The sequence below is a fragment of the Streptomyces sp. NPDC014889 genome (assembly GCF_043081205.1).
In the GTDB taxonomy this organism is placed as follows: Bacteria; Actinomycetota; Actinomycetes; order Streptomycetales; family Streptomycetaceae; genus Streptomyces.
In genome coordinates this window covers 188,301-211,060 of the sequence record NZ_JBIBWH010000007.1, presented here as the reverse complement: position 1 = coordinate 211,060, position 22,760 = coordinate 188,301, and the positions used below count along the sequence as shown (strand labels likewise).

The window sequence follows — 22,760 nt, the reverse complement described above, 5'->3', positions numbered from 1 at the left end:
GCGGCGAGGCGCCGAAGGCGGCTTCCGACCAGGGAGCGCGCGCGGAGGGCGGGGTCGTCGGGTAGGGCGGTGTGCTCGGCTCCGGGGGGCTCTGGACCGGCACGGGGCGCAGTCGTGTGGTCGTCTCCGACACGCTCTCGGCGGGCGCGCCGCTGCCGCGTGCGGCCGTCGAGGGGCGGTGCCCCGGGCGCGGGGGTATGTTCCCGCCTTCGCGGCGGCCGGGCACCGCCGACCCGCTGGGGAAGCGAGCGGCCCTCCCGTCCCCCGGCACCGAACTCCCTGACGATCCGTCAGTGACGTCGGCGCGGATGCCGGCGGACGCTCCAGTGACCGTGGCGTGGCCTCCCCCGGCGGATCCGGACGGCTCAGGCGCGGCGCCCGGCCGCGCACCGGCCAGGCGGCCCGAGGTCCGCTCGTCCCCGTCGCCGGACGCCGTGCGTCTCGCGGCCGACGGCGTGCCGAGGGGAAGGTCCTCCGCCCGGCCGGGGCCCGGTCGGTGCGGCGTCTCTCTCCCGGCCGTCGGCGGTGCGTCCGGGAAACGGGCCGAGGCGGGAGGCGGGGGCAGGGTCGTAGGGGGCGTGGTGGTGCTGCGGCGGGAAGGGGAACGGAAGTCCGGGAAACGGGGGCGGGAGGCGGTGGCGGCCGGAGCACCGTCGGGGCCGGGGCCGGGGCTGGTGCGCGGAGACGGGAGTCCGGCGCCGTGACCCGCACGGCTGTCCGAGCCGGGGCCGGCCGAAGCGCGTGGGGAGCCGCCCGGGCCCGACGCGGCCGAACCCGCCGAAGCGCATGGGGAGCCGTCCGGGGCCGAGGCGGCGGAATCCTCCGAAGCACCACGCGACGAACCGTCCGGGACCGGAGCAGTGGAGGCAGCCGAAACACCACGTGGGGAACCACCCGGGACTGACTCAGCCGAACCCGCCGAAGCGTTCCGCGAGGAACCATCCAGGACCGGAGCCGCCGAACCCGCCGAAGCGCCCCGCGCCTCCGCGGCCCCGGCCGTGTCGCCGCCGGACGCCGGCCATGTCGCCTTCCCCGCGTCGTCGTCGGGTGCGGCCTGCACGGGTCGGCCTGAGGTGGCGCGGGCCGGGGCGTTCGGGGCGTCGTCGCCGCCCGCGGGCCCCACGGGCCGTGGGGGGACGGGGGCGTGGCGCGCTTCCGTGCTCATGCACCCCCCGTTTCCTCGTGCCCGTGCCGTTTCACCGGGCACGGCCGTCTCGTCGCCCCGTCCGGCGCGGACTCGTCGTCACCGGACACGCATACCCGTACGAGCGAACCGCCATCCCGGCTCAACGCTGCGGCCGGAATCACTTTCCCGGTTCCGCCGTGCGTGCGCGTCACTCTACGGGCTGCCCCGGCCCCGGCGGGAACCAGTCCACGAGCCCAGGGGGATCTGCCCGGAACATCCCCCTACCCTGCGGTAATCAGGTCTGGCAGGCTGCGTCCATGACTCCGCGCGCCGACGACCGGGCCCGTTACGACCGGGCCACCGCCCAACTCGACGCCCCCGTCGCGATCGTGGACCTGGACGCCTTCGACGCCAACGCGGACGACCTCGTCCGCCGGGCCGGCGGCAAGCCGGTCCGGGTCGCCAGCAAGTCCGTGCGCTGCCGGGCCCTGCTGGAACGCGCCCTGGCGAAGGACGGCTTCGCGGGCATCATGTCGTTCACCTTGGCCGAGTCCCTGTGGCTGGCCCGCTCCGGCTTCGACGACGTGCTGCTCGCCTACCCGTCGGCCGACCGCGCCGCCTACGCCGAACTCGCCGCCGACCCGAAACTCGCCCGCGCCGTCACGGTGATGGTGGACGACCCGGCGCAGCTGGACCTGATCGACGCCGCACGTCAAGGTGGAGGCGAAGTCGTGCGGGTCTGCCTGGAGTTGGACACCTCGCTGCGGCTGCTCGGCGGGCGCGTACGGGTCGGCGCGCGCCGCTCCCCGCTGCACTCCCCCGCCCAGGTCGCCGACATGGCCCGTACGGTGGCCCGCCGTCCGGGGTTCGCGCTCGTGGGGATCATGGCGTACGAGGGCCATGTGGCGGGCGTGGGCGACGCGGTCGCGGGGCGGCCGCTGCGGTCGCGCGCGATCCGGCTGATGCAGACCGCGGCACGCGGGGAACTCGCCGGGCGGCGTGCCGCCGTGGTGCGGGCGGTCCGGGCCGTGGCGCCCGACCTGGAGTTCGTCAACGGCGGCGGCACCGGCAGTGTGCAGCACACGGCGGCGGAGGACGCGGTCACCGAGATCGCCGCGGGTTCCGGGCTGTACGTCCCGCGGCTCTTCGACAACTACACGTCGTTCCGGGGCCGTCCGGCGGCGCTGTTCGGCCTGCCCGTCGTCCGGCGCCCGGGGGTCGGGGTCGTCACGGTCCTGGGCGGCGGCTACCCGGCCTCCGGCGCCCCCGGCGCGGACCGGCTCCCGGTGCCGTACCTGCCCGAGGGGCTGCGCTACGACTCCCAGGAGGGAGCGGGCGAGGTGCAGACCCCGCTGCTGGGATCCCCCGCCGACGACCTGCTGATCGGCGACAAGGTGTGGTTCCGGCACGCCAAGGCGGGCGAGCTGTGCGAACGGTTCGACACGCTGCACCTCGTCGAGGGCGATCGCGTGACGGCGGCCGTGCCGACGTACCGGGGCGAGGGGCACACCTTCCTGTAGCCGGGGCCTCAAGGCCCAGGTCCCGTCGCCTCGAGCTCAGGTCCGCCGCCCCCGGCTCAGTTCGACGGGCCGATGCTGCTGCCCACGCCGCCGCCGGCCGCGGTGTCGCCGATGGGCCGGATGCCCGTGGTGATCCGGTCGATGTCGGACGGCGGCGGCCCGTCCGGGCCGGCGTCGAGGACGAAGCGGACGAGGACCGGGGCCTGGGTGCCGGTGCTGGACGGGAAGACGAGCGACTCGACGTAACCGCCGGGCCCCTTGGCGGTCCTGACGAGCCTGCGCACGAAGTAGCCGGCCCGGCCCGCGACCGCGACCTGTCCGGACGCGACGGTCCGCTGGGAGGTGATCCCGCCGTAGAGGCGCTCGCCGATCGCGTTCCGCTCGTACGCCTCGTCGGCCGCCTCCTCGATGTCCCGTTCGGCCAGGGTCTCGGGAGTGGCGCCCTCGGCCGCGGTCACCGTGCGGGTGATGACCAGACCGTGCCGGCAGAACCCCACTCCGGCGGGACAGTCGTAGACGCCGTGGGTGGTCATGACGACGTCGTCCTGGGCGATGTTCTCCGGTTTCTCCCAGCCGTCCGGCAGCGGCAGGGTGATGCCGTTGAGCTGGTCGACGGCGACGGAGGGGTCGTCGTCGGGGGAAGGGCCGTCGGCGGCGGAGGCGTCCGGGGACGGCGGACCGGTGGCGGGGTCGCTCGTGGGCGCGGCGGACCGGGTGCCGGTGGCCGGGTCCGCCGCGTCGCCGCCCCCGTCGTCGCGGCCCAGCAGGACCGCGCCCGTGACGACCGCGGCGACCACGACGGCAGCGGCGGCGGTGAGGGCGACGGCCTTGATCCGGGCCGGTCGCGCGCCGGTGGACGGTGCGGCAGGAGGCTGCCCGGGCGCCCCGGTGACCCGCTGGTGCCCGGTCCACACGGTGCCGTCCCACCAGCGTTCCAGGTGGGGGGCGTTGGGGTCGGGGTACCAGCCGGGCGGGGGCGTCATGCTCACCCCGGCACTCTATGCACCCCGCCCGCCGGATTCATCGGCGCGGCGGATCCATCGGCCGGGCGGACACGTCGGCGGAGCGGGGCCGTCGGCCGAGCGCCCCGAGTGGTCGCCCGGCCGGGACGCCCCGACCGGGTGCCCGGCCCCTCACGTCAGCCGCCGTCGCGCAACGTCCCCGGTTCCAGGCCCAGTTCGCGCTCCGCCGTGGTGAACAGCAGGGTGCCGAGCGCGGGATGGGTGAACCGTGTGTCGTCGTTGGCGTAGGAGCCGAGGCCGTCGATCGCCACCAGGATGACCACGCACGCCCCGAGGGCGTCGGCGGTGGTGAAGTCGCCCCCGCGCACACCGTCCTCGATCACGGCGGTCAGCGCGTCCCGCATGATCGCCTCCTGCTCGGCGACGACGCGCCGGAGGCTCGGGCGGTAGCGGGAGAGGTGCCGGGCGTTGAGCCAGAGCCGGCCGAGGTCGACGAAGTCCTCGCCGTCGAGGCGGTGCAGCAGACGGCTCAGCCGACGCGGCGGCGGCAGCTCCGCCTCGGCCTCCGGCAGCAGGGCCTCGCGTTCGCGGGTGACCGCGCCCACGAACGCCTCGCACAGCAGGTCGTCGATGGTCGCGAAGTAGTGGCTGATCAGGCCGGGGCGCACCCCCAGCTCGTCGGCGACGAGCTGCATCGTCACGCGCTCCAGGCCCCGCTCGAGCGCGAGGCGTGCCGCCGTCCGCAGGATCTCGGCCCGTCGCTCGGCCGCGGTTTTGCGCGTCCTGGTGGCCCGGGGGGTTGACGTCATGCCGAGCACACTATTGGATTGCGCACCAACAGTCTATTGGTGTAGGCACCAATAATGCTGCTCCGCCTTTGGCCGCACCCCCCGGACACCTCGGTGGCGAGGACAGTGCCGTCTTTTCGTCTCTTCGAAGGAACCACCCATGCAGCGTTCCCCGCGTTCCCCGGCGGGCCCCGACGTGGCCGCCTCCGCCCCCGGACGTGACCGGGCCGGACTGGTCGAGAGCCGTGGCATCGACTGCGTGCCCGACTCGGAGCGGCACGGCACGGCACGCGAGCTGTTCTCCGTCTGGGCCGCGCCGAACGTGAGCTACCTCAGCTTCGTCGTCGGGGGCACCCTCGTCCTGATGGGGCTGTCCCTGGCGGAGTCGCTGGCCGTCATCGTCGCCGGCAACCTCTTCTGGCTCCTGACCGGGTTCATCGCCGTCAGCGGCCCCGCCGCGGGCACCTCGGGCTCGGTCATCTCCCGCGCCATGTACGGCGTCGTGGGCAACAAGGCCGTCGTCGCCCTCACCGGCTGGCTGATCTCCTCGCTCTACCTCGCGCTGAACTGGTCGGCGGCCTCCGTCGCCGGACTCGGCCTGACGGCACGGCTCGGCCTGCCGGACTCCCCCGCCCTGGACGCCGTGGTGGTCTGCGTGATCGCCGGCGCCACCATCCTCGTCGCGATCTACGGGCACGCGACGATCGTCCGCCTGTACACGGCGCTGACCATCGTCCTCACCCTGGTCTTCGTCGCCCTGAGCGTGATGGTGCTCGGGCACACGAACTGGTCGTACACGCCCGCCGAGCCGCTCACAGGACTCGCTCACCTCGTCGTCCTGACCTCCGGCTTCACCATCGTCGCCTCCGCCCCGCTGTCGTACTCCAACAGCCCCGACCTCTCCCGCTACCTGCCGCGGCACACCCGCGGGCGGGCCATCACGCTGTGGACCGCGTGCGGCGCCTTCCTGCCGAGCGTCGTGTTCACGGGGATCGGGGCCCTCGCGGCCACCACGCTCGACATGAACGATCCGCAGGCGGCGCTGGAGAGCGTCATGCCGCACTGGTTCGTGCCCGTCTTCGTCGTCGCGGTGGTGGTGAACACCGTGGCGAACAACGGCCTCACCGCCTACAGCTCCGGACTGTCCATGCAGTCGATCGGCGTGCGGCTGCCCCGGATGATCGCCGTCCTGGTCGTCGGCGTGATCGGCACCACCATGACGCTGTTCGCGCTGCTGGTCTTCGACTTCCTCACCGCCGTCAACGCCATGATGGAGCTGGTCGTGATCGTCACCGGCCCCTGCATGACCGTCTACGCCACCGACATCGTCCTGCGCCGCAACCGCTACGACGGCGAACTGCTCCACGACCAGAGCCGTACGAGCCCCTTCTGGTACCGCGGAGGCGTCAACTGGGCGGGTGTGCTCGCAGCCCTGGGCGGCGCCGCCGGGGCGACGCTGTGCGCAGGCTCCACGTTCTGGGCCGGGCCCGTCTCCGCGGCCATGGACGGCCTCAACCTCGCCATACCCGTCGGCGTCCTCGGCTCGGCCGCCCTCTACCGGGTCCTGTCCCGTGCCTTCGGCACCTTTCCCTCGACGTCCTCCCCCACGACCACTCAGCGCTGAAAGACCATCATGAACGCCGATCTCATCGTGCGCGCGGCACGGATCGAGAACTTCGACCCCACGCCCGGCCCGGCCACGGACACCGTGGTGGCCGTCCAGGACGGCAGGATCGTCGCCGTCGGCGGGGACGACGTCCTGCGCCACTGGGCGGGCGCCGCCACCGACGTGCTGGACTTCCCCGGGGCGACCCTCACCCCGGGACTGACCGACGCCCACGCCCACCCCGTATGGGGGGCGATCGAGGTCGGCAGCGGCCTGGACCTCGGCGGTCTGACCACGCTCGACGCGGTGTTCTCCCGCATCGAGGACCGCGTCGCGGAGCGGGGCCGCGAGGCGTGGGTGACCGGATTCGACCTCGACGTCAACGTCTTCGACGGGCAGCCCACCGGCCACCCGCTGGGGCGGCGCTTCCCCGGCGTGCCGATCTCGCTCATGACCCGTGACGCGCACTCCCTCGTGGTCAGTACCGAGGTGATCGACCGGGTCGGGCTGACCGGTGCGGAGACCTTCGACGACGCCTCCGAGATCGTCGTCGGACCCGACGGCCGGCCCACCGGCTTCGTCGTCGAACTCCAGGCCATGGACCTCGTCCTGGACCACTATCCCGAGGTGCCGCTCCCGGTCGCGGCCGGCCATGTCGCCGACAGGCTGCGCGAGTTCGCCGCGACCGGCCTCACCGGCCTGCACGCGCTCGACTTCACCGCGCCCTCCGAGGACGTCTACCGGGAGATCGAGAGGAACGGGGAACTGCCGCTGCGGGTGCGCTGCTCACCGCTCGTGCCCGCCGACTCGGGACGGGACGTGTGGGAGGCCGTCGCCGCCCAGCAGGGTCTCGCCGGACGCCGCTGGCACGTCGCGGGCGCCAAGCTCATGCTGGACGGCACCGCCGACAACGGCTCCGCCTGGTTCGAGCACCCCGACGTCCTCGGCCAGAACCGCCGGCCGCTGTGGAAGGCCGTGGAGGGCTACCGCGAGGCCGTACGGTTCTTCACCGAGCGCGGCATCCCCACGGCCACCCACGCCATCGGCGACCTCGCGGTGCGCACCGCCCTCGACGTGATCGAGGAGGCCGGCCACGCCGCGTCCGCGCCGCACCGGATCGAGCACATCGAGTCGATCCCCGACGACCTGGTGCCCCGCTTCGCCGCGCTCGGCGTCGTCGCCGGGCTCCAGCCCGTCCACGCAACCCGTATGACCAGGGCCGACCAGCAGGACAACTGGTCCCGCCGCATCGGGCCGCGGCGGGTCGCCCACGGCTGGCGCACCCGCGACCTGCTGGACCACGGCGCCGTGGTGGCACTCGGTTCGGACTGGCCCATCGGCATCGCGGACCCCCGGACCGCCCTCGCCGACGCCCAGCTCCGCCGGCCCGTCGAGGAGCCGGCGGCCGCTCCGGTGCAGCCCCGCCAGCGGATCAGCGCGCGTGAGGCCTACGCCGGGATGACCCGCGCCCCGGCCGTCGCGGCGGGCGCCGCCGACCGGCTCGGCCGGATCGCGCCGGGCTACCTGGCCGACCTCGCCGTGTTCGCCCGCGACCCCCTCGGCCTGACCCCCGAACAGCAGACCGCCAACCCCGTCCTCGCCACGGTCGTAGGCGGCTCCGTCCTCCAGCACACGCCCCAGGAAAGCACCTCGTGACCTCCGCACCGTATCCCCGCCCCGACCACCGCGCGCACGTTCGCGCCGACGCCGCCGACCCCCGCCTGCGCGGCCGGTTCCGGGGCCTCCGGCTCGCCGACGGGCTGCCCGGCACCCTCGACGCCTACGACCGCCTCTTCGCGCTCGCCGGCATCCGGCCCGCCACGGTCCGCGACGACGCCGACCGCGCGCTCGACACCATCGGCGCCTTCCGGCCGGCCCTGCGCGAGCAGATCGAGGGCATCGCGGAGGGAGCCGGGGTCGAGCCCCGGCAGGTGGCCGCGCTCAACGCGCGCACCGAGATCCTCGCCCGCGGCAGCGCCGTACCGCCCGGTGAGTGCTCGACCATCGTGCGGCGACTGCGGACGGCCGACGGGGGCAGCACCCACGTGGGCGTGCAGACCTGGGACTGGCACGTCGAGCTCAGCTCCTCGTGGCACACCCTCGAATCCGGCGGCGGCACGCACCGGTACGTGGGCATCACCGAGCACGGCATCCTCGCCAAGATCGGCGTCAACAGTGCCGGACTCGCGCTGCACTTCAACATCCTCGGCCACCGGGACGACGGCGTCGGCGGCATCCCGGTGCACGTCCTCGCCGCGCTCGTCCTGGAGGAGGCCGGCAGCGTCGAGCAGGCGCGGGAGATCCTGCGCGAGGCGCCGCTCGGCTCGTCCGGATCGTTCGCGCTCTTCGACGAGCGCGGCGCCGTTCTTCTCGACCTCAGCCCGGTGGGGGTCTTCGAGGTGCCCGAGGTGGCGGAGGGGACGCTGCTGCGCACCAACCACTTCCTCACCGCCGTCCCCTCCCGGCACGAGAAGAGCCGGCTCTACCAGCCGGACTCCGGCGAGCGGTACGCCTTCCTCCGCGACCGGCTCGCGCGCGACCCCGTCGAACAGGCCGGGGAACTGGTCCAGCGGCTGGTGACCGGACCCGGGGAGCCCCCGGTGACCTGCGTGCCCGACATGGACGGTCCTGCGGGCGGCCGCTGGGCGAGCCTGGCCACCGTCGTCCTCGACCCGGCCTCCCGCACCGCGCAGGTCCTCGACGGCACACCCGCCGAGCACACGACCCGACCGTGGCGCTCGCTGCACGCCCGACCGGCCTGACCTGGTTCCGGCGGCGACGCCCGACTCCCCGCACACGCGGGGTTCCTGACCCGTCCCGGCCCCGGCATCGTCCGTCGCCCGGACCCCTTACGACCGCGTCAGCGACAGCAGTTCGCGGGCCGGGCCCGCTGGGCGGTGACCGGTGGGCCAGACTGCCCGCAGGTCGCGTTCGAGGGTGACGTCGGCGACGGGGACGGGGACGAGGCGGCGCAGGGACAGTTCCTCCCCCACCGCGAGTTCGCTGAGCACCGCCGGTCCCGCTCCGCTCACCGCGGAGGCCTTCACCGCCGTCGTGGAGGACAGCTCGATCAGCGGGCGGGCCAGGCCGCCCAGCGCCGCGTCCAGCACCTGCCGGGTGCCGGAGCCCTTCTCGCGCAGGATCAGCGGCGTGGTGGCCAGCTCCTCCGCGGCCAGCGGACGCCTGCGCCGGGCCCACGGGTGGGCCGGGGCGGTCACCACGAGCAGGCGGTCGTGGCCGATCACGACGGAGTCGAGACCGGACGGCACCGACACCCCCTCCACGAAACCGAGGTCCGCCTCGCCCCCCAGCAGCCGCTCCGCCACCACCGCCGAGTTCCCGGCGAGCAGGGACACCGCCGTGTCCGGCCGCCGGGCGCGCAGCGCGATCAGCCAACCCGGCAGCAGGTACTCCGCGATCGTCATGCTCGCCGCCACCCGCAGCCGCGAGTCCCGCCGGTCCCGCAGCGCCTGCGCACCCGCGTCGAAGGCCTCCGCCGCCTCCACGACCCGCCGCGCCCAGTCGGTGACCAGGGCTCCGGCGTCCGTCAGCCGCGATCCGCGCGGCGAGCGGTCCACCAGCGCCACGCCGAGCTGCCGCTCCATGGAACGGATCCGGCTGCTCGCCGCCGGCTGGGTGATGCCCAGCTCCCGGGCCGCCCCGCCGAGGCTCCCCAGCCGCGCCACCGCCAGCAGCAGTTCCAGCGCCCCCAGGTCGGGCACCCGGTGCGCCAGCGAGGTCCCCGGCCGCCGGCCCGCGCCGGCTCCTGCGTCCGCCTCGTGCCTCTGGGTGCTCTCGGTGCTCCTCATAAGCCCAGCTTATGTCGTGATAGACACAAACCCCCTGGTGGGAGCGTATGGACCGGGAAAACCTTGAGTCATGGTCACCGCAGCCCACTCCCTGCCCCGGCAGGCCGCACCCCGGCCCCGCGTCCCCGCCCTCCGCCATCTGGGCCCCAACTGGTACGCCTCCGTCATGGGCACCGCCGCCGTCGGCACGGCGGGCGCCGCGCTGCCGCCGCACATCCCCGGACTGCGTACCGTGTGCACCGCCGTGTGGGCCCTCTCCCTCGTGTGGCTCCTGGTCCTGCTGACCGCCCGCACCCTGCACTGGATCCACCACCGCGACCAGGCCCGCGCCCATCTGCTGGACGCGGCGGCTGCGCCGTTCTACGGCTGTCTGTCCATGGCCCTGCTGGCCGTGGGCGGCGGCGCCCTGTCCGTCGGACGGGACTGGATCGGCATCCCCGCCGCGATCGCCCTGGACACCGTGCTGTTCACCGCCGGTACGGCCGTCGGACTCGCGGCCGCCGTCGCCGTGCCGTACCTGATGGTCGTGCACCACCGGATCGAGCCGCACCAGGCGACACCGGTGTGGCTGCTGCCGCTGGTCGCGCCGATGGTGTCCGCCGCCCTGGGCCCCGCCCTCGTGCCGCATCTGCCGAACGGGCAGGCGCGGGCCACCCTGCTCCTGGCGTGCGTGGCGATGTTCGGGCTCAGCCTGCTCGCGACCCTGATCGTCCTGCCGGTGATCTTCGGCCGGCTGGTCACGGCGGGTCCGCTGCCGCTCGCGCTGACCCCGACGCTGTTCCTGGTCCTCGGCCCGCTCGGGCAGTCCACGACCGCCGTCGGCGCGTTCGCGGACATCGCGCCCGGTGTCGTGCCGGCCCCGTACGCCGGCGGATTCGGCGTGCTCGCCGTCCTGTACGGCGTCCCGGTGATGGGCTTCGCGCTGATGTGGTTCGCCCTGGCCGCCGCCCAGGTGGTGCGCGCCGCCCGCCAGGGCATGGGCTTCGCCATGACCTGGTGGTCGTTCACCTTCCCGGTGGGCACCTGCGTCACCGGCGCCGCGGCCCTCGCCCGGCACACCCACCTCGCCGCCTTCAGCGGGCTCGCGGTCGGCCTGTACGCCGTCCTGGTGACCGCCTGGGCCGCGGCGGGCGTGCACACCGCCCGCGGGCTGATCAGCGGCGCGCTGCTCGCAGCGCCTCGCCCAGCACCCGTGGCGCCCGCGCCAGCGACGGCCCGTACCACGTCAGGTGCCGCCCGCTGACCAGCGCGCAGGGCAGTCCGGGGAAGGCCTCGGGACCGTCGTCGGCGGTGAAGCGGTACGGCTCGTCCGGCAGTACGACGACGTCCGGGGCCGCGGCGCGCAGCTCCTCCAGCGGGACGCGCGGATAGCGCTCGGCGTGCCCGGCGTGGAGGTGGTCGACGCCCAGGCGGGCCAGGACGTCGCCCGCGAAAGTGTCCCGGCCCAGCACCATCCAGGGCCGCCGCCAGATCGGCACGACGGCCGTCGTACGGTGCGGGGGCACGGGCGTCGAGGACCAGGCCGCCTCCGCCTCGTCCAGCCACCGCGGGGGGCCGGTCCCGCCGCACGCGCTCAGCACCCGGGCCAGTTCGCGGAACGCCTGCGGCAGGTCCCTGATCTCGGTCACCAGGACCTCCAGGCCCGCCGCGCGCAGGGCGTCGAGGTCCGGCTTCCGGTTCTCCTCCTCGTTGGCGATCACCAGATCGGGGGCGAGGGCGGCGATCCGGTCGACCTTGGGGTTCTTGGTGCCGCCGACGCGGGTCACCTCGAGGTCCGCGGGACGGGTGCACCAGTCGGTGGCGCCGACGAGCACGCCGGGCAGGGACACGGCCACCGCCTCGGTGAGGGAGGGAACCAGCGAGACGACCCGCATCAGCGCGACCGGTCCTGCACGGCCTCGATGTGCTCCGCGACCGCGACCACGATCACCCGGGTGTCGGGCACGGTCGCCCGCCAGCGGTGCCGGACCCCGCCGGTGAGGTACATCGTGTCGCCGCGCACCAGCCGGTAGGCGCGCCCCTCCGCCTCGATCTCCACCGCTCCGTCGGCGACGTACATCAACTCGTCGTTGCGGTGCTGGAATTCGCGGCCGGCGTCGTGGTCGCCGGTGAACTCCGAGGCGTGGAGCTGGTGGTGGCCGCGCACCAGGGAGCGCACCCGGGGTTCGGGTTCCAGCTCGGTGACCTCGGCGCGTACCACGTCGACGCTGCACGCCGGGTCGGCCGCCGCCAGCAGCTCCACGGCGGTGGTGCGCAGCGCGTCGGCGACCTTCTCCAGGGAGGTCTGGCTGGGCCGGGCCCGGTCGTTCTCGATCTGGCTCAGGAAGGGGACCGACAGACCGCTGCGGTCGGCCACCACGGCGAGGGTGAGCCCCAGCGCCCGGCGGCGCCGCCGGACGGCCGCGCCCACCCGGAGGGGCCGCTCTTTGTTGTCGCCCATCGCTCCGGCTCCCTCCTTCGCTCGTCGGTCCGCTGTTCGTGGGGCCGCTGCCCGGCGGCCCGGTTCCGGGCGCACTCCTTCTGATGAGTTCTCTGCACCCTACGCATGTCCGGCAAACAGTTTCCTGTCGCCGTCGCGTCCCTGTAAGGATCGCGCGGGCCCGGGGTGCGTGGGGGTGGCTCTGCGTGGTTGGCCGGATTCCTCCTGTGGACAAGCCTGCGGGGCGGGCCCGTCCCCCGCATCGCGGGCGATGCGGGGCGGCCCGCCCCGTCGGCGGTGTCCGGAGCGGCGGCTACTGCGGGGTCATCCGCGCCGGGACGTCGGGGTGCTGCTTCAGCCAGGCCGTGACGGCCTCGTCCTCGTGGCCCTGACCGCGCTGGTTGATCTCGCTCTCCAGGCTGCCGAGCTCGTCCTCGCTCATCCTGAAGTTCTTGATCCACTTGGTGAGCTGCGGGTACTGCTCGGGGAACTTGGCGCTGGAGATGGTGCGCACCGTGTTGCCCTCGCCGAAGAGCTTCTTGTCGTCGGCGAGCTTGGTGAGGTCGTAGCGGCTGTACGCCCAGTGCGGCGACCACAGCACGACGGCCACGGGCTGCTTCTTGGCGTACGCGCGCTTGAGCTCGGCGAGCATCGCGGGCGTGGAGCCGTCGACGACCTTGTACTCCTTGTCCAGGCCGTAGCCGGGCAGGACCTTGGTCTTCAGCAGGTCCATCTCGCCGGTGCCCGGCTCGATGCCGATGATCTTCCCGCCGAAGGTGGACGCCTTGCCCTTGAGGTCCTCCAGGGACTTCACGTCCTTGACGTAGGACGGCACGGCGATCTCCAGGGAGGTCGGCTCGTACCAGGTGCCGAGGTCCCTGAGTCTGTCCTTGCTCTTGTCCCAGTAGTTCTTCTGGGCGTAGGGCAGCCAGGCGTCGAAGTTGAGGTCGATGTCACCGCCGGCCAGGCCGGTGTAGACCGGGCCCACGTCCATCTGCTTCATGTTCATCCGGTAGCCGCGGCGCTCCAGGACGTTCTTCCACAGGTGGGTGACGGCGATGTCCTCGTCCCAGGGGAACCAGGCGACGTTGAGGGTGCGCTTGGCCTCGGCCGGCTTGGCGTCGGAGCCGCCGGGCAGCGGGGCGAGCTTGTCGACGACGCCCGCGTTGTCCTTCAGCCAGGCGCGGACGGCGTCCTGCTGGCGGCCCTTGCCCGCCTTGTTGATCTCGGCCTCGAGACTGGTGAGCTGCTCCTCGGTCAGCTTGAAGTTCTTCAGCCAGTCGCCGACGACCGGGTCGTCGTTCGCGAAGCCCTTGCGGGCCAGCGTGTGCACGCCGTCGCCCTTGCCCCAGGAGCCCTTGGGGTCCTTCAGCTTCTTCAGGTCGAAGTCGCTGTACGCCCAGTGCGGCGACCAGAGCGTGACGACGATCGGTTCCTTCTTGCTGTAGGCGCGCTTCAGCTCGGCCAGCATGGCGGGCGTGGAGCTGTCGACGACCTTGTACTCCTTGTCCAGGCCGTAGTCCTTGAGGACCTTGCTCTTGAGCAGGCCCATCATGCCGGCGCTCGACTCGATGCCGGTGATCTTCCCGCCGAAGGTGGACGCCTTGCCCTTGAGGTCCTCGAGCGAGTTCACGTCCTTCATGTACGAGGGGACGGTCAGCTCCAGGGACGTCGGCCCGTACCAGGAGCCGAGGTCGTCGAGCTTGCTGCCGTACTTCTTCCAGTACTGGGCGTGGGTCGTGGGCAGCCAGGAGTCCGTCTCGAAGTCGACGTTGCCCTGGGCGAGCGCGGTGTAGAGCGGTCCGGCGTCGAACTGGCGGGCCTCGACCTGGTAGCCGCGCTGTTCGAGGATCTCCTTCCACAGGAAGGTGGACGCGACGCCCTCGTCCCACGGGATGTATCCGATGGTGATCTTCTTGCCGTGGCCGACGTCGCCGTCGTCGCCGGCGGCCGTGGCACTGCCGCCGCCCGCGAAGAGGCCCATGCCGCCCGCGACCAGGGCGAGGACCACCACGCCGATCACGGCGACCTGCGGCTGCGGCCGGTAGGACCAGATCTTCAGGCCCTTGGCGGCCCGCGCCTTGGCGGCGGCGCGCCGGCCGAGCGGCGAGACCTCGGTGCCCAGGGCGCTGGTCATGCGGTCGAGGTAGATCGCGAGGATCACGATGGCGATGCCGGACTCGGAACCGAGGCCGACGTTGAGCTGGCCGATGGCCTCGTTGACGTCGCCGCCGAGGCCGCCGGTGCCGACCATGCCGGCGATCGCGGCCATGGACAGGCCGAGCATGATCACCTGGTTGACGCCGGCCATCACGGTGGGCAGCGCCAGCGGCAGCTGGACGCGCAGCAGCGTGTTGCGGGGCGTGGTGCCGAACGCCTCGGCCGCCTCGACCAGTTCCTTGTCGACCTGGCGGATGCCCAGCTCGGTCATGCGCACGCCGGGCGCGAGGGCGAAGATCAGGGTGGCGACGATGCCCGCGGAGGCGCCGGTGCCGAAGAAGAGGATGGCCGGGATGAGGTAGATCATCGCGGGCAGCGTCTGCATGAAGTCCAGGACCGGCCGGACGACGGCGCTGACCCGGTCCGAGCGGGCCGCCCAGATGCCTACCGGCACCGAGACGACCAGCGCGATGATCGTGGCGACGAGGACCAGCGACAGGGTCACCATCGCGTCCGACCACAGTTCCATGGAGTCGATGAACGCGAACCCCACGAAGGTGAGCACTCCGGCGAGGGACCCGCGCAGCCACCAGGCGAGCACGGCGAAGATGCCCGCGAGCAGCAGCGGGTGCGGCGCCTGGAGGACGGCGTTGATGCCGTCGTAGGTGCCGGTGAAGACGGCCTTGAAGAAGTCGAAGAGCCAGGACATGTGGCCGAGCAGCCAGTCGACCGCGGAGTTGACCCAGTCGCCGAGCGGGATCCTAGGCACGGGCCACCGCCTTGTCGCCGCCCTTGTCCCGTGGCGCGTCGCAGCTCACCTGGGTGCTCTGCTCGTCGCCCAGGAAGCCGACGAGACGCCGGCGCGGGACGATGCCGACGAGGTCGTGGTGCTCGTCCAGCACGGCGACCGGGTGGGGCACGCGGGCGCTGATGGCGCACAGCTCGGTGAACGGGGTGTGCGGGGTCGCGGTGTCGCAGCCGCAGTCCGCCTCGTCACCGCGCACCTCGCGGTCCATGACCGACTCCGCGGTCAGCACCCGGGACCGGTCGACGTCCTGGGTGAAGGAGGCGACGTAGTCGTCGGCGGGGCGCAGCAGGATGTCCTCGGCGGTGCCGGTCTGCACGATGCGGCCGTCGCGCATGACGGCGATCCGGTCGCCCAGGCGCATGGCCTCGTTGAGGTCGTGGGTGATGAAGACGATCGTCTTCTTGAGCGTCTTCTGGAGCTGGAGCAGCTGGTCCTGCATGTCGCGCCGGATCAGCGGGTCGAGGGCGCTGAACGACTCGTCCATCAGCAGCAGGTCGGCGTCGGTGGCCAGGGCGCGGGCCAGGCCCACCCGCTGCTGCATGCCGCCGGAGAGCTCGTCGGGCCAGGAGGACTCCCAGCCGGCCAGACCACACAGGGCGAGCGCCTCGTCGGCGCGGCGTTCGCGCTCGGCGCGGGGCACGCCCTGCACTTCCAGACCGTAGGCGGCGTTCTCGCGGACGCTGCGGTGCGGGAACAGCGCGAAGTGCTGGAAGACCATGCTGATCTTCCTGGAGCGGACCTCGCGCAGCTCGCGGTCGCTGAGCGCGGTCAGGTCCTGGCCGTCGAAACTGACGGTGCCCGCGGTCGGCTCCAGCAGCCCGTTGAGCATCCGCAGGAGCGTGGACTTGCCGGAACCGGACAGGCCCATGACGACGAAGATCTGGCCGGGATCGACGCTGAAGGAGGCGTCGATGACGGCGGCGGTGGTGCCGCCGGCGCGCAGATCCTCGCGGTCGGCACCCTGCCGTAGCTTTTCCACTGCCTTGTCCGGTCGTCGGCCGAACACCTTGAACAGGTGCTGGGCCTGAAGTCTTGAAGACACGCGTACCTCTTGTCTCGGGGCCAGGGACAGGACGCAGAGGGCCGCCAACAGTTGAAGAAAGCAACCAACTTTGATCCGAGGCGCGCCTGCCCAGACCCTTTTGACTCAAACCAAACGTGGCCTGGTTCACAATGCCCTCGCCCAGCGTCCACCAGGAATTCACGGTTTCCGCCCGTCCGGTGGCTGTCGGTGCCGTACGGCATGATGCGAGACGTGACCGGACGACTGATGCTCCTCGACAGCGCCTCCCTGTACTTCCGCGCCTACTTCGGCGTCCCCGAGTCGATCAGGGCCCCGGACGGCACGCCGGTGAACGCCGTGCGCGGTCTGCTCGACTTCATCGACCGGCTGGTCAAGGACCACCGGCCCGACCGCCTGGTGGCCTGCATGGACGCGGACTGGCGGCCGGCCTGGCGGGTGGAGCTGATCCCCTCCTACAAGGCGCACCGGGTGGCCGTGGAGCACACCGGCGGTCCGGACGAGGAGGAGGTGCCGGACACGCTGTCCCCGCAGGTCCCGGTGATCGAGTCGGTCCTGGACGCGGTGGGCATCGCCCGCGTGGGCGTGGCGGGGTACGAGGCGGACGACGTGATCGGCACGTTCACCGCGCGTGCGAGCGGCCCGGTCGACATCGTCACCGGCGACCGGGACCTGTACCAACTGGTGGACGACGCCCGAGGGGTCCGTGTGCTGTACCCGGTCAAGGGTGTCGGCACGCTTCAGGCCACCGACGAGGCGGCGCTGCGGGAGAAGTATGGGGTCGACGGCCCGGGGTACGCGGATCTGGCGCTGCTGCGGGGCGATCCGAGCGACGGACTGCCGGGCGTGCCCGGCATCGGGGAGAAGACGGCGGCCAGGCTGCTCGCCGAGTTCGGCGATCTGGCCGGGATCATGGCGGCCGTCGACGATCCGAAGGCGAAGCTCACCCCGTCGCAGCGCAGGCGGCTCGACGAGGCGCGGCCGTATCTCGCGGTGGCGCCGAAGGTCGTGCGGGTCGCCGCTGACGTCCCGCTGCCGGACGTGGACACGGCGCTGCCGCACGCCCCGCGCGACCCGGCCGCGCTGGAGGAGCTGGCGGCCCGCTGGGGTCTGGGAGGTTCTCTTCAGCGGCTGCTCGCCACGCTGGGGGCGTGACGGCCGCGGCGCGCGTCGCCGCGGCCCGGACGGGAGAGGAACTCACCGGGGCGAGGTGTTAGCTTAGGTAAACCTAAGCAAGGGGAACTGGGAGGCCGTCATGGCAGATCGTCCGGCGCGCAAGCAGCGCAGGGCCCACTCCGCGCAGGTCGTCCGGACCGAACGGCTGACCCCGCACATGCAGCGCGTGGTGCTCGGCGGGGACGGCCTGGCGGACTTCTCGGCGGACAGCTGCACGGACCACTACGTCAAGCTGCTGTTCCCACCCGACGGCGTCACCTACCCCGGGCCCTTCGATCTTCAGCGGATCCGCGAGGAGCTGCCACGCGAGCAGTGGCCGGTGACCCGGACGTACACGGTGCGCTTCTGGGACCCCGGCCACCGCGAGCTGACCCTGGACTTCGTCATCCACGGCGACGAGGGGCTGGCCGGGCCCTGGTCGCTGCTGGCACGACCGGGCGAGACCGTGCACTTCATGGGTCCCGGCGGCGCCTACGCCCCGGACGCGAGCGCCGACTGGCATCTGCTGGCCGGTGACGAGAGCGCCCTGCCGGCGATCGCCCGCTCCCTGGAGGCCCTGCCCGAGGGCGCGACGGCCCACGCCTTCATCGAGGTCGCGGGCCCCGAGGAGGAGCAGAAGATCGACTCCGATGTGGAGGTGGTCTGGCTGCACCGCGGCGAGCGGCCCGTCGGCCGGGCGCTGGTGGAGGCCGTACGGGCGCTGCCGTTCCCCGAGGGCCGGGTGCACGCGTTCGTGCACGGCGAGGCCGGGTTCGTGAAGGAGCTGCGCCGGCTGCTGCGGGTGGAGCACAACGTGCCCCGCGAGGACCTGTCGATCTCCGGCTACTGGCGGCTCGGCCACGACGAGGACGGCTGGCAGGCCTCCAAGCGGGAGTGGAACGCCCGGGTCGAGGCGGAGCAGGAGGGTGCGGCGCCGGTCGCCTGAGTCACGCACGAAGCGGCGGCGGTACCGGGTCGGTACCGCCGCCGCTTTCGCGTGGCTCAGACCGACCGCTGGTAGGAGCGGAACGTCCGTATCGACAGCCATACCGCGGCCACCGCGAGGGCCAGCAGCGCACCGCCCCGGCTCGCCACGACGCTCCAGTCGGGCTGCGCGGACATCGCGGAACGGCCCGCCACCATCGCCCAGTTGAGCGGGTTGAAGTCGGCGATGTGGCGCATCCAGCCGGGCATCTGCGCGGGGGCCATGAAGGCGGAGGACAGGAACGTCAGCGGCAGCAGCAGGAAGGTGTTGATGCCGATGATGGACTCCCGCTCCTGCACCAGCATGCCGAGCGCGTTGGACAGCGCCCCGAAGACCGTGCCGAGCAGCACCGAGGCGAGCACCAGGATCAGGACGCCGACGGCGCCTCCGGGGTAGTCAGCCCCGCCCAGCAGGCCGAGCAGCACGATGACGACCGACTGGAGTGCGGTGACCAGTCCGTTGTGGACCACGTTGCCGTTCATCAGGGCGGCACGGCTGACCGGGGTGGTCAGGAACCGGTTGAGGGTGCCGCGCTGGATCTCCTCCAGCGTGCCCATGCCGGCCCACATGTTGGAGCTGAGCGCGCTCATCACCACCACGCCCGGCACCAGGTAGTCCAGGTACGAGGTGGTGCCGAAGCCGCCGAGCTCGACGACCTTCCTGAAGAGGTTGCCGAACAGGAACAGCCAGATCACCGGCTGGATCAGAGTGATGACCGCGTAGGCCGGCTGGCGCGCGAACACCGTCATCTGACGCTGGGTCATGTACCAGGTCTGGGAGATCGCGGTGCTCATCGGGCACCTCCGGCGAGGGCGAGGGCCTCGCTGCCGACGGCTCCGCTCCCGGCCTCCGCCTCGGCGTAACGGCGGCCCGCGTAGCGGAGGTAGACGTCGTCGAGGGAGGGGCGGGCCACGGTCGCCGCGGTCACGGTGACCCCGGCGCGCTCGAGGCCGGCGAGGAGCGCGGGCATCGCGGCGGCTCCGTCGTCGGCGCGGGCGCTGATCCGGCGCCCGTCGATCAGTATCTCGTGCACGCCGGGCAGGGCGCCCAGGGTGGCGGCGAGCAGCGTGCGCCCGGCCTCGCCGACCGGCTCGCGCAGTTCCACGTGGACCGCGTCGCCGCGCAGTTCGCCCTTGAGGGAGTCCGGGGTGCCCTCGACGACGACCCGGCCGCGGTCGACGATGGCGATGCGCTCGGCGAGCCGGTCGGCCTCCTCCAGGTAGTGCGTGGTGAGCAGGATGGTCAGGCCCTCCTCGCCGGCCAGGCGGCCGATCTCGTCCCACATCGCCGTACGGGCCTCCGGGTCGAGGCCGGTGGTGGGCTCGTCGAGGAAGAGCACCTCGGGCCGGTGCACCAGTCCGAGGGCGACGTCCAGACGCCGCCGCATACCGCCGGAGTAGCCCTTGACCGGGCGGCGGGCGGCGTCGGCGAGGCTGAACCGCTCCAGCAGCTCCTCGACCCGCCGGTCCAGGCCCGCGCCCTTCAGGCCGTAGAGCCTGCCCTGGAGCCGGAGGTTCTCGCGGCCGGTGGCGACCGGGTCGGCGCCGGAGTTCTGCGCGACCACGCCGATGGCGCGCCGCACCCGGTCCGGGTAGCGCAGCACGTCGTGGCCTGCCACGGTCGCCTCGCCGGAGTCGGGGCGGGCCAGGGTGGTGAGGATCTTGACGGTGGTGGACTTGCCGGCGCCGTTCGGGCCGAGGAGACCGAAGACGGTGCCCGGCTCGACGGTGATGTCCATGCCGTTCAGGGCGGTGACGTCGCCGGAATAGGTCTTGGTCAGTCTGCGCGCCTCGACGGCGGGTGCCCGGGTGGGACTCATGGCGGAGCTCTCCTGGATGAGTGGTGCGTGGATGGGTGGCGGAATTCGCCGAATGATCCACGTGAGAGCGCCGGGCTATCCTGGGTGTGCCGCACCTCGATCGCCCGGAGAAGCCTCACGGTGGATCCGGCTTCGGGGTTCGAGACCCCGGCGGGACTGCTGCAACAGCCCTGCCGGGGTCTGTCTCATGACGAGTTCACTTCTGGTAGTGGCGTTCCTCGGCTTCCTTGAACTCCGCGGGGATCTCCCCCGTCTCGTGGAACCGGCGCCAGTCCTCGACGCCCGGCAGCGAGCCCTCGCGGATCTCGCGGGCGAAGCCGCGGACCCACGCCGTCTCCGCCTCGGCCATGTGCTGGTGGTACTCGACCTCTACGAGGAACAGGCGCGGCAGCGTCTCGTTGAGCTTGTCCAGCACCGCCCGTCCGCTCGCCACCCGCATTTCCAGGGCGGTCAGCCGCTCCTCCAGCAGCCGCACCACGTCGTCCGGGGGCAGCGCCCCCAGCAGCGAGAGCGCGGTCTCGAAGATCGGGTACTCCTTGGCCGGCACGGCGACGAGGTCCGACAGCCACCGCGTCATCTCCTCGCGGCCGGACCCGGTGAGCGCGTAGATCGTGCGCTCGGGGCGGTTGCCCCGGCGCTCGACGTCGACGACCTCGACGAAGCCGCGCTCCTCCAGGCTCTGCACGACCGTGTAGAGCGAGCCGTAGTTGATCTTCGTGCTGGCGTCCTTGCCCTGACGGCGCAGGGTCTGCGCGATCTCGTAGGGGTGCATGGGCTTCTGCCAGAGCGTGGTCATCACGGTCAGCGCGAGCGGATTGCTCAGCTTCTTGCGCCCGCCGGCCATTCCGACCACCTCGCTTCCGAATATCCGGACACGAACATATCGCGACCCGACACTCGCGTCAATGCACGCGATATATCGCGCCTGGGAAACCCTGCCCCGTCCTCAGTCCCCCCGGAGGCGGGCGTGCAGATGCATGTCGTGCCAGCCGTCCGCGTGGAGTCCGGACCCGCGCTTGGTGCCCTCCACGGCGAAGCCGGACCTGGTCGCGACGCGGCAGGACGCCTCGTTGCGCACGGAGTGCAGAAGCTCGAGACGGTGGAATCCGGTGACCTCGAACGCCCAGTGGACGAGGGCCGCGGTGGCGCGCGAGGCCACGCCCAGCCCACGGGCCGCCGGAGCGGTCCAGTACGCCACCTCCGCCACGCCGTCCGCGAACCGCACCTCGCGCAGCGCGACCCGCCCCACCGGGCGGCCGGTGTCCGCGTCGGCCACCGCCCACTGGGCCTCTCGGTCCTCCGCCCAGGCGGCACGCCACTCCTCGATCCAGCCGGCCGCCTCGGCCTCCGACTCGGCGGCCCTGGCGTGCCACTGGTGCATGACCGGGTCCTGGAAGACCTCGTGGACGACGGGCGCGTCCTTCGGCGTCCAGGGCCGCAGCAGGAGACCGTCGCCGGTGGACAGGGTGGGCTGCGCGATGCGCGCGAAGGTGCCGGCCGGAAGGACCGGGCTGATGAGAAGAGGCATGACCCGTATCCTGCCCACCGGCCGGCCGCCGGCGCACCGGCTTTCCGGGGCCGTGGGCGGCCTCGTAGGCTTTCGCTCGATGCGACGCAAGACCCGTACCCCGCCCTCTCCCCTGCCGCAGCGCCACGGGGTGGACCCGGTGCGGGTGCGGCTGCCCGCGGCGGGGTCCTGGACCACCGTGCGGGCGTATCTGGTGGAGCGGCTGTCGGGGGCCGGGCCCGGGGTGGTCGGGGCCATGGTCGACGCGGGCCTGGTCGTCGGGGCCGACGGGCGGGCGGTGGCGACCGACGCGCCGTACGAGCCCGGGATGTACGTGTGGTTCCACAGGGAGCTGCCCGAGGAGGTGCCGGTGCCGTTCCCGCTCCGGGTCGTGCACCGCGACGAGCACTTCGTCGTCGTCGACAAACCGCACTTCCTGGCCACCACCCCGCGCGGCTCGCACGTCACCGAGACGGCGCTGGCACGGCTGCGGCGGGAGCTGGGGATCCCCACGCTGGGCGCCGCGCACCGCCTGGACCGGCTCACCGCCGGGCTGGTGCTGTTCACCGTGCGGCCGGAGGAACGCGGCGCCTACCAGGCGCTGTTCCGCGACCGCGTGGTGCGCAAGGAGTACGTGGCGGTGGCACCGTACGACCCGGCGCTGGTCCTGCCGCGGACCGTGCGCAGCCGGATCCTGAAGGAGCGCGGGGTCCAGGCCGCCCGCGAGGTCGCGGGCGAGCCGAACGCCGTCACGCGCGTGGAGCTCGCCGAGCACCGCGCGGACGGGCTGGGTCGGTACCGGCTGGTGCCCGCCACCGGGCAGACGCACCAGTTGCGGGTGCACATGAACGCGCTGGGCGTGCCGATCCTGGGCGATCCGCTCTACCCGGTGGTGACCGACCCCGTGCCCGCCGGTGACTTCCGGCGTCCGCTGCAACTGCTCGCGCGGACGCTGGAGTTCACGGATCCGGTCACGGGGGCGGAGCACCGGTTCACCAGCGGGCGGGTGCTTCGGGCCTGGTCCGACCCCGCGGGGTGGACGGGACGTCAGTAACCGCGCCACCACCGCAGGAGG

Annotated in this window: 19 protein-coding genes; 8 read left to right on the top strand and 11 right to left on the bottom strand. The window is 72.9% G+C overall.

Annotated features, from left to right (window positions below; translation table 11 throughout):
• Nucleotides 1–1,443: 1,443 nt before the first annotated feature.
• Nucleotides 1,444–2,646: an amino acid deaminase/aldolase gene (locus ACF09J_RS15965; RefSeq protein WP_392306018.1), complete on the top strand. Its 1,203-nt coding sequence runs from the start codon at nt 1,444–1,446 to the stop codon at nt 2,644–2,646.
• 56 nt (nt 2,647–2,702) lie between these two features.
• On the opposite strand, the gene ACF09J_RS15960 is transcribed toward ACF09J_RS15965, so the two are convergent.
• Nucleotides 2,703–3,629 (bottom strand): DUF2510 domain-containing protein, encoded by a 927-nt coding sequence (locus ACF09J_RS15960; RefSeq protein ID WP_392306200.1) that lies wholly within the window; start codon nt 3,627–3,629, stop codon nt 2,703–2,705.
• Nucleotides 3,630–3,784: 155 nt separating this feature from the next.
• Nucleotides 3,785–4,417: a TetR/AcrR family transcriptional regulator gene (locus ACF09J_RS15955; RefSeq protein WP_392306017.1), complete on the bottom strand. Its 633-nt coding sequence runs from the start codon at nt 4,415–4,417 to the stop codon at nt 3,785–3,787.
• A 139-nt stretch (nt 4,418–4,556) separates the two neighbouring features.
• On the opposite strand from ACF09J_RS15955, the gene ACF09J_RS15950 reads away from it, so the two are divergent.
• Genes ACF09J_RS15950 through ACF09J_RS15940 form a run of 3 tightly spaced genes read left to right on the top strand, consistent with a single transcriptional unit; the run spans nt 4,557 to nt 8,764 of the window.
• Nucleotides 4,557–6,020, top strand: coding sequence for a purine-cytosine permease family protein (locus tag ACF09J_RS15950; RefSeq protein WP_392306016.1), 1,464 nt, complete (start codon nt 4,557–4,559; stop codon nt 6,018–6,020).
• Nucleotides 6,021–6,029: 9 nt separating this feature from the next.
• The gene (locus ACF09J_RS15945; protein ID WP_392306015.1) at nt 6,030–7,658 is read left to right on the top strand and encodes an amidohydrolase; all 1,629 of its coding nucleotides are present in this window, start codon (nt 6,030–6,032) and stop codon (nt 7,656–7,658) included.
• On the top strand, nt 7,655–8,764 hold the full coding sequence (locus tag ACF09J_RS15940; RefSeq protein WP_392306014.1) for a C45 family autoproteolytic acyltransferase/hydolase: 1,110 nt from the start codon (nt 7,655–7,657) through the stop codon (nt 8,762–8,764). The genes ACF09J_RS15945 and ACF09J_RS15940 overlap by 4 nt, the downstream gene beginning before the upstream one ends.
• 87 nt (nt 8,765–8,851) lie before the next feature.
• On the opposite strand, the gene ACF09J_RS15935 is transcribed toward ACF09J_RS15940, so the two are convergent.
• On the bottom strand, nt 8,852–9,811 hold the full coding sequence (locus ACF09J_RS15935) for a LysR family transcriptional regulator (protein WP_392306013.1): 960 nt from the start codon (nt 9,809–9,811) through the stop codon (nt 8,852–8,854).
• Between the two features lie 70 nt (nt 9,812–9,881).
• Between ACF09J_RS15935 and ACF09J_RS15930 the strand changes: the two genes are divergently transcribed.
• Nucleotides 9,882–11,054, top strand: coding sequence for a TDT family transporter (locus tag ACF09J_RS15930; RefSeq protein ID WP_392306012.1), 1,173 nt, complete (start codon nt 9,882–9,884; stop codon nt 11,052–11,054).
• On the opposite strand, the gene ACF09J_RS15925 is transcribed toward ACF09J_RS15930, so the two are convergent.
• The 4 genes from ACF09J_RS15925 to ACF09J_RS15910 form a co-directional block, all read right to left on the bottom strand.
• Nucleotides 10,966–11,685 (bottom strand): helical backbone metal receptor, encoded by a 720-nt coding sequence (locus ACF09J_RS15925; RefSeq protein WP_392306011.1) that lies wholly within the window; start codon nt 11,683–11,685, stop codon nt 10,966–10,968. The genes ACF09J_RS15930 and ACF09J_RS15925 overlap by 89 nt on opposite strands.
• The gene (locus ACF09J_RS15920; protein ID WP_100567780.1) at nt 11,685–12,251 is read right to left on the bottom strand and encodes a helix-turn-helix domain-containing protein; all 567 of its coding nucleotides are present in this window, start codon (nt 12,249–12,251) and stop codon (nt 11,685–11,687) included. The genes ACF09J_RS15925 and ACF09J_RS15920 overlap by 1 nt, the downstream gene beginning before the upstream one ends.
• 292 nt (nt 12,252–12,543) lie before the next feature.
• Nucleotides 12,544–15,159, bottom strand: a complete 2,616-nt coding sequence (locus tag ACF09J_RS15915) for an ABC transporter permease/substrate binding protein (RefSeq protein WP_392306010.1) — start codon at nt 15,157–15,159, stop codon at nt 12,544–12,546.
• Nucleotides 15,152–16,240 carry a glycine betaine/L-proline ABC transporter ATP-binding protein gene (locus ACF09J_RS15910; protein WP_392306009.1) on the bottom strand — a complete coding sequence of 363 codons (1,089 nt, stop codon included), beginning with the start codon at nt 16,238–16,240 and terminating at the stop codon, nt 15,152–15,154. The genes ACF09J_RS15915 and ACF09J_RS15910 overlap by 8 nt, the downstream gene beginning before the upstream one ends.
• A gap of 204 nt (nt 16,241–16,444) precedes the next feature.
• Between ACF09J_RS15910 and ACF09J_RS15905 the strand changes: the two genes are divergently transcribed.
• Together ACF09J_RS15905 and ACF09J_RS15900 are read left to right on the top strand one after the other, a co-directional pair.
• Entirely contained in the window at nt 16,445–17,374 is a 930-nt protein-coding gene (locus ACF09J_RS15905; RefSeq protein WP_392306199.1) for a 5'-3' exonuclease H3TH domain-containing protein, read from the top strand.
• Between the two features lie 100 nt (nt 17,375–17,474).
• Complete coding sequence (locus ACF09J_RS15900; protein ID WP_392306008.1) at nt 17,475–18,320, top strand: siderophore-interacting protein; 846 nt, start codon at nt 17,475–17,477, stop codon at nt 18,318–18,320.
• Nucleotides 18,321–18,376: 56 nt separating this feature from the next.
• Here ACF09J_RS15900 and ACF09J_RS15895 read toward each other — a convergent pair whose 3' ends face one another.
• The 4 genes from ACF09J_RS15895 to ACF09J_RS15880 all read right to left on the bottom strand — a co-directional run bounded on the left by ACF09J_RS15895 (nt 18,377) and on the right by ACF09J_RS15880 (nt 21,706).
• Complete coding sequence (locus tag ACF09J_RS15895; RefSeq protein WP_392306007.1) at nt 18,377–19,153, bottom strand: ABC transporter permease; 777 nt, start codon at nt 19,151–19,153, stop codon at nt 18,377–18,379.
• Nucleotides 19,150–20,178: an ATP-binding cassette domain-containing protein gene (locus ACF09J_RS15890; RefSeq protein ID WP_392306006.1), complete on the bottom strand. Its 1,029-nt coding sequence runs from the start codon at nt 20,176–20,178 to the stop codon at nt 19,150–19,152. The genes ACF09J_RS15895 and ACF09J_RS15890 overlap by 4 nt, the downstream gene beginning before the upstream one ends.
• A 196-nt stretch (nt 20,179–20,374) precedes the next feature.
• Complete coding sequence (locus ACF09J_RS15885; RefSeq protein ID WP_392306005.1) at nt 20,375–21,022, bottom strand: PadR family transcriptional regulator; 648 nt, start codon at nt 21,020–21,022, stop codon at nt 20,375–20,377.
• Nucleotides 21,023–21,124: 102 nt separating this feature from the next.
• Nucleotides 21,125–21,706, bottom strand: a complete 582-nt coding sequence (locus ACF09J_RS15880) for a GNAT family N-acetyltransferase (RefSeq protein WP_392306004.1) — start codon at nt 21,704–21,706, stop codon at nt 21,125–21,127.
• A gap of 79 nt (nt 21,707–21,785) precedes the next feature.
• On the opposite strand from ACF09J_RS15880, the gene ACF09J_RS15875 reads away from it, so the two are divergent.
• Nucleotides 21,786–22,739, top strand: coding sequence for an RluA family pseudouridine synthase (locus tag ACF09J_RS15875; protein WP_392306003.1), 954 nt, complete (start codon nt 21,786–21,788; stop codon nt 22,737–22,739).
• Nucleotides 22,740–22,760 lie beyond the last annotated feature (21 nt).

Excerpts from the sequence above, each read along its gene's own strand:
- ACF09J_RS15965 (WP_392306018.1), top strand. The coding sequence starts at position 1,444 with ATGACTCCGCGCGCCGACGACCGGGCCCGTTACGACCGGGCCACCGCC.
- ACF09J_RS15960 (WP_392306200.1), bottom strand. The coding sequence starts at position 3,629 with ATGACGCCCCCGCCCGGCTGGTACCCCGACCCCAACGCCCCCCACCTG.
- ACF09J_RS15955 (WP_392306017.1), bottom strand. The coding sequence starts at position 4,417 with ATGACGTCAACCCCCCGGGCCACCAGGACGCGCAAAACCGCGGCCGAG.
- ACF09J_RS15950 (WP_392306016.1), top strand. The coding sequence starts at position 4,557 with ATGCAGCGTTCCCCGCGTTCCCCGGCGGGCCCCGACGTGGCCGCCTCC.
- ACF09J_RS15945 (WP_392306015.1), top strand. The coding sequence starts at position 6,030 with ATGAACGCCGATCTCATCGTGCGCGCGGCACGGATCGAGAACTTCGAC.
- ACF09J_RS15935 (WP_392306013.1), bottom strand. The coding sequence starts at position 9,811 with ATGAGGAGCACCGAGAGCACCCAGAGGCACGAGGCGGACGCAGGAGCC.
- ACF09J_RS15930 (WP_392306012.1), top strand. The coding sequence starts at position 9,882 with ATGGTCACCGCAGCCCACTCCCTGCCCCGGCAGGCCGCACCCCGGCCC.
- ACF09J_RS15925 (WP_392306011.1), bottom strand. The coding sequence starts at position 11,685 with ATGCGGGTCGTCTCGCTGGTTCCCTCCCTCACCGAGGCGGTGGCCGTG.
- ACF09J_RS15920 (WP_100567780.1), bottom strand. The coding sequence starts at position 12,251 with ATGGGCGACAACAAAGAGCGGCCCCTCCGGGTGGGCGCGGCCGTCCGG.
- ACF09J_RS15905 (WP_392306199.1), top strand. The coding sequence starts at position 16,445 with ATGCGAGACGTGACCGGACGACTGATGCTCCTCGACAGCGCCTCCCTG.
- ACF09J_RS15900 (WP_392306008.1), top strand. The coding sequence starts at position 17,475 with ATGGCAGATCGTCCGGCGCGCAAGCAGCGCAGGGCCCACTCCGCGCAG.
- ACF09J_RS15895 (WP_392306007.1), bottom strand. The coding sequence starts at position 19,153 with ATGAGCACCGCGATCTCCCAGACCTGGTACATGACCCAGCGTCAGATG.
- ACF09J_RS15890 (WP_392306006.1), bottom strand. The coding sequence starts at position 20,178 with ATGAGTCCCACCCGGGCACCCGCCGTCGAGGCGCGCAGACTGACCAAG.
- ACF09J_RS15885 (WP_392306005.1), bottom strand. The coding sequence starts at position 21,022 with ATGGCCGGCGGGCGCAAGAAGCTGAGCAATCCGCTCGCGCTGACCGTG.
- ACF09J_RS15880 (WP_392306004.1), bottom strand. The coding sequence starts at position 21,706 with ATGCCTCTTCTCATCAGCCCGGTCCTTCCGGCCGGCACCTTCGCGCGC.
- ACF09J_RS15875 (WP_392306003.1), top strand. The coding sequence starts at position 21,786 with ATGCGACGCAAGACCCGTACCCCGCCCTCTCCCCTGCCGCAGCGCCAC.